At 64.7% G+C, this 4,614-nt stretch carries 7 protein-coding genes; all 7 read right to left on the bottom strand.

The features are described from left to right. Positions 1 to 84: 84 nt before the first annotated feature. The 7 genes from GEV05_30555 to GEV05_30525 all read right to left on the bottom strand — a co-directional run bounded on the left by GEV05_30555 (position 85) and on the right by GEV05_30525 (position 4,548). Entirely contained in the window at positions 85 to 1,692 is a 1,608-nt protein-coding gene (locus GEV05_30555) for a peptide chain release factor 3 (protein ID MPZ47622.1), read from the bottom strand. Between the two features lie 190 nt (positions 1,693 to 1,882). Then, positions 1,883 to 2,320: a VOC family protein gene (locus GEV05_30550; GenBank protein MPZ47621.1), complete on the bottom strand. Its 438-nt coding sequence runs from the start codon at positions 2,318 to 2,320 to the stop codon at positions 1,883 to 1,885. A 60-nt stretch (positions 2,321 to 2,380) separates the two neighbouring features. Next, positions 2,381 to 2,812 (bottom strand): VOC family protein, encoded by a 432-nt coding sequence (locus GEV05_30545; protein MPZ47620.1) that lies wholly within the window; start codon positions 2,810 to 2,812, stop codon positions 2,381 to 2,383. Further along, complete coding sequence (locus GEV05_30540; protein ID MPZ47619.1) at positions 2,809 to 3,051, bottom strand: hypothetical protein; 243 nt, start codon at positions 3,049 to 3,051, stop codon at positions 2,809 to 2,811. The genes GEV05_30545 and GEV05_30540 overlap by 4 nt, the downstream gene beginning before the upstream one ends. A gap of 115 nt (positions 3,052 to 3,166) precedes the next feature. Further along, the gene (locus GEV05_30535; protein ID MPZ47618.1) at positions 3,167 to 3,424 is read right to left on the bottom strand and encodes a hypothetical protein; all 258 of its coding nucleotides are present in this window, start codon (positions 3,422 to 3,424) and stop codon (positions 3,167 to 3,169) included. A 253-nt stretch (positions 3,425 to 3,677) separates the two neighbouring features. After that, complete coding sequence (locus tag GEV05_30530) at positions 3,678 to 3,965, bottom strand: SelT/SelW/SelH family protein (protein MPZ47617.1); 288 nt, start codon at positions 3,963 to 3,965, stop codon at positions 3,678 to 3,680. Positions 3,966 to 4,005: 40 nt separating this feature from the next. Next, entirely contained in the window at positions 4,006 to 4,548 is a 543-nt protein-coding gene (locus GEV05_30525) for a glyoxalase (protein MPZ47616.1), read from the bottom strand. Positions 4,549 to 4,614: the final 66 nt, after the last annotated feature.

Here is a 4,614-nt window from a genome sequence, read left to right as displayed (position 1 = left end):
GTGAGGGACGAGCGTGACATGAAATAGGGAACGCTCGATAGTCTGGATTCCCGCATTCGCGGGAATGACGTCTTCGGCGTGTTCCTAGACTTCGAGTCGCTTCTGAAAAACCAGCCCCGCGTGCTCGCGCAACGCGTGGAAGTGGATCGACTTCCAGGTGGACTCCACGACGCGTAGCTCGGCATCGTAAGCCGCCAGGAATGTAGGCGCATCGACGACGTCGTAAGCGACCCGATGCGCGTTGGAGTCAATGAAGCGCTTCATTTCGCGCGGATCGTCGGCCGTCACCCAGCGCGCGATGCTCTGGCGCGCCGGTGCGATGCGCGCCTCGACGCCGTACTCGTGCGCGAGCCGATGCGCGACCACCTCGAACTGCAAGGCCCCGACCGCGCCGAGCAAGAGTGGCCCGCCCAGATGCGGGCGGAATACCTGGATCGCACCCTCCTCGCCGAGCTGCGCCAGCCCCTTCTGCAGTTGCTTGCCGCGCAGCGGATCGGCCACCTCGATGGTATGGAACATCTCGGGCGCGAAGAACGGCAAGCCCGTGAACTGCAGCGCCTCGCCCTCGGTGAGCGTATCGCCGAGCTGCAGGATGCCGTGATTCGGTATGCCGATGATGTCGCCGGGATAGGCTTCGTCGACCAGCTCGCGACGCTGGGACAGGAACGAGACCACGTTGTTCGGCCGGATCTCCTTGCCGTTGCGGCAGACCTTGAGCCGCATGCCGCGCTGGAAACGCCCCGAGCACACGCGCACGAACGCGATGCGGTCGCGATGGGCGGGATCCATGTTGGCCTGGATCTTGAACACGACGCCGGAAAATCGCTCCTCCTCGGGCTCGACCGTGCGCGTGAGCGTCGGTCGCGGTCCGGGCGGAGGCGCCAGCTCGACCAGCGCATCGAGCGTTTCGCGCACCCCGAAATTGTTGATGGCCGAGCCGAACAGAACCGGTGTCTGCTTGCCGGCAAGAAAGGCCGTGCGATCGAACTGCTCCGACGCGCCCTGGATCAGCTCGATCTCGTGGCGGGCGCGGACGAAATCGTCGCCGAACCGAGCCGTGTAGACGGGATCATCCAGGCCCTCGACGATCTCGTCGTCGATCACCCGGTCCGCCCCCGGATGGAATACGCGCATGCGATCGGCGTTGAGGTCGAAGACGCCGCGAAAGTGCTTGCCCATTCCGATCGGCCAGGTGACCGCCACCGCCGTCATGCCGAGCGCGTTTTCGATCTCGCTCAGCAGGTCGAGCGGCTCGCGCACCTCCCGGTCCATCTTGTTGACGAAGGTGATGATCGGCGTGCCGCGCGCCCGGCACACCTGCAACAGGCGCAGCGTCTGGGCTTCGACGCCGTTCGCCGCATCGATCACCATGAGCGCCGCGTCGACCGCGGTCAGCACGCGATAGGTATCCTCGGAGAAATCCTGGTGTCCGGGCGTATCGAGCAGGTTGATGACGCAGTCGCGATACTCCATCTGCATCACCGAGCTCGCGACCGAGATGCCGCGCTGCTTCTCGATCTCCATCCAGTCCGAAGTCGCATAGCGCGAGGCCTTGCGCGCCTTGACGCTGCCGGCGATGTGGATCGCGCCGGCGTAAAGCAGAAGCTTTTCGGTCAGCGTCGTCTTGCCAGCGTCGGGGTGCGAGATGATCGCGAACGTGCGCCGGCGCGCTCGTTCCTGGGAGACCGTCATGAGAAGCTCGCGGAGGCCGGAACGGACATTCCGGCGGGACTGCGGAAAGGCGGCGATTGTACCGGCTGCGGCGGGGTCTCGCAATGCGACTTGCGCGGTCTTCTCCAACACCTGTCGCGGCGGCACGTCGGCAATGCGTGGCCCCTTCTCCCGAAGGGAGAAGGGTGCTTGCCTTCGCTCGCTGCCCCGGCTACGAGGCAACTGTATCGTAGCCGCCGCCAGTCCACTGCAGCAGGCAGAAGCCGTTGCCGAACGGATCGCTCATGAGCGCCTGTCGTCCCCATTCGAACGATTGGATCGGCCCTTCCGACTTGGCGCCGGCCTGAACGGCACGCTCGACCGCCGGCTCGAGCGCCGCAACGACGAAGTCGAGATGGACCGGGGTCCAGTGGCGCCGATAGCTGCGCACCTCGGCGAGGCTTCGGCTGGGCAGCGACCCGGCTGCCTTCTTTAGCAGGAACACGGACGTGGCTGCTCCGCTCAATTCCGCCACCGTGTCATCGAACAACCGGCGCTTCAAGCGCAGGCCCAACGCTTCCTCGTAGAATCGGATCGCGCTGCCGAGGTCTTCGACATCGATATTGACGACCAGCGCGACCGCCGCGTCGTTGCCGGCCGCGTTGCTCACGGTGCGGCGCCTCGTTCGATTTCCTTTTCGTCGGCGTTCATCGCTCGCGCCTCGCTCGTCTCAATCTGAAATTTCGGCAAGCGGCCATTGCGGATTGAAGGCCACTTCCCACAGATGGCCGTCCGGATCCTGGAAATAGCCCGCGTACCCGCCCCAGAACGTGTCGTGTGCCGGTTTGACGATCGTGGCGCCGGCCGCGCCCGCCTGCGCCATGACCTGATCGACCTCCGATTTCGAGCCGACGTTGTGCCCGATGGTGAAGTCGGTCGCACTCCTGGTTGCGAGCGCAAGACCGCTGTCGCGCGCGATGCTCGCTCGCGGCCAGAGCGCAAGCTTCAAACCGGCCTGCAGGTCGAAGAAGGCAACGGCGCCGTGTTCGAACTCGGCGCCGACGATGCCTTCGGTTCGCAGACCAAGACCATCGCGATAGAAGCGCACTGCCGCGTCGAGATCATCGACCCCGAGTGTGAGAAGCGTGATTCGTGGTTTCATCGCCGGTCCCGGATGATCTCCTCCTCGGTGATCGTCTCGGCCATCTGCAGGGATACCGCGGCCGCCGCAAGCAGCCCTACCGCCTCGATGATCGTTTGCGCAGCGGCCCCGTCCCACGTGCCGCCCATCGCGAGCCAGCCGGCTCGGGCCGCGGAAGCGATCAGCATCAGCGCGAAGCATCCGAACAAGAGGGCGATCAGCGCATGGACCATTCTGAACAGGCCGAACAACGGTCTCATGGCTCGTGCCTCGTCTTGCGCGGATTGACCATCCGGACGTGCCTTGCACGAAGAGCCGCGGCCGACTACGCCTGTGGGCCTGACCGCAGTACGGCGCGCAACCCGTATATGGCGTTCAGGGCAACTTCGACGCCACGCACTGGATGCCGGACAAGGCGCCTGCGCCGCTGGCGGTCGACTGACAAGCGACCACCGTACCCGACGAGGGACGATAGAACCATGCGGTACTGGTGCCGCCGCTCGCTGCGACGCCGATCGGGACGTCGCTGGGTGAGACTTGCCGTTGCGCCCGGGCGAAGGGCAACGCGAGGACCATCACCACGACTGCTGCGGCGGCGGCAATCAAGGATAGGCGCCAGGTTGTCTTCTTCAAGATAGCCTCCAGTCACATTTGAACGCGGACAACGATTCGCCCAAAAGGGGCGTGTGTCATGTGCGTTAGTATGGACTGCGCGCCGATACGAGTGCGAGGTCTGCTAGGCGCGGCCCGGCGCACGATTGCGTTCGCACCTGGCGCCGGCTCCCGCACTCGTTGCGAAGGTATGGCGTTCTCGCGTGGTGCCGGCTTCTGCAGTCGTTGCGAAGCATGAGCAGGAGGGCGTCGAGATGCCTCCAGCTCGTATCGACTATCCGGTATCGTCTGCCTTGCGATCGGCGTGTCCCAGGCTGCGACCGGGGGCGATCCGATCGCGCACCAGCCGCTTGAGCTCGACGATTTCGGGAAACCGGCCTTCGGTCCGGCGCGACCAGATCAATTGCCCATTGGCGCGGACTTCGAAGATCCCTCCGCTGCCTGGCTTCAGGGCGAGCTCGGCGATCTCCTCCTCGAAGGTCGTCAACAACTCCTGGGCCATCCAGGCGGCGCGAAGCAACCACCGGCACTGAGTACAGTAGACGATTTCCACGCGATTGATCGCGGCTGTCCTCGCGCTGGTCTCGATCTGCCGGCCAGTCTTACCAGGTCGGTGACTTCGGGTTGTCCCTGGATTTCTCCAAGGTGTCGTATACCCCACTGGCGTTCCTGGGGCGGGAGCGTCCCCCGGGCGGTATCTGATCCATGTCGCAGAATAGCTCGAGGTGATAACCGTCCGGATCGAGGAACTCGACACTCGTGTGGCCACCCAGCGCGCGTCGCCCTTCCCAGACGATCGGAACGCCGCGCTCCTGCAGGTACGCCCTGATGTCGAACAATTCGTCCATGGAATCCACTTGCATGGCGAGGTGATGCAGCCGAACCGCTCCCTTCGAGGGAAGCTGCGCATTCTCGCCGTCCGAAGGAAAGAGACCGATCGTATGATGATCGCCGATTGCCGTGAGAAACGCCCCGCCCGCGGTGGCCTGGTCGGATACGCGGAAGTTCAGCACCTCGGTGTAGAAGCGTATCGAGCGCTCGAGATTGCGTACCTGGATGACCACGTGGCCCAGTCGCTTGATGCGCACCGGGCTGAGACGATCGACTGGCTGCAGGGAAGCGGGGACCGCGGATGCTTGTTCCATGGGCTACCTCCTCATTCGGCGCGGATGTGCCGTCCGTTGGGCGTGAGGGTAGTCCTGGGCGCTTCC

The organism is Betaproteobacteria bacterium, from assembly GCA_009377585.1.
In the GTDB taxonomy this organism is placed as follows: Bacteria; Pseudomonadota; Gammaproteobacteria; order Burkholderiales; family WYBJ01; genus WYBJ01.
Note: the sequence above shows the minus strand (reverse complement) of the source record. Positions and strands in the feature narration are given on the sequence as shown.

Coding starts and splice junctions, on each gene's coding strand:
- GEV05_30555 (MPZ47622.1), bottom strand. CDS start 1,692: ATGACGGTCTCCCAGGAACGAGCGCGCCGGCGCACGTTCGCGATCATC.
- GEV05_30545 (MPZ47620.1), bottom strand. CDS start 2,812: ATGAAACCACGAATCACGCTTCTCACACTCGGGGTCGATGATCTCGAC.
- GEV05_30540 (MPZ47619.1), bottom strand. CDS start 3,051: ATGAGACCGTTGTTCGGCCTGTTCAGAATGGTCCATGCGCTGATCGCC.
- GEV05_30525 (MPZ47616.1), bottom strand. CDS start 4,548: ATGGAACAAGCATCCGCGGTCCCCGCTTCCCTGCAGCCAGTCGATCGT.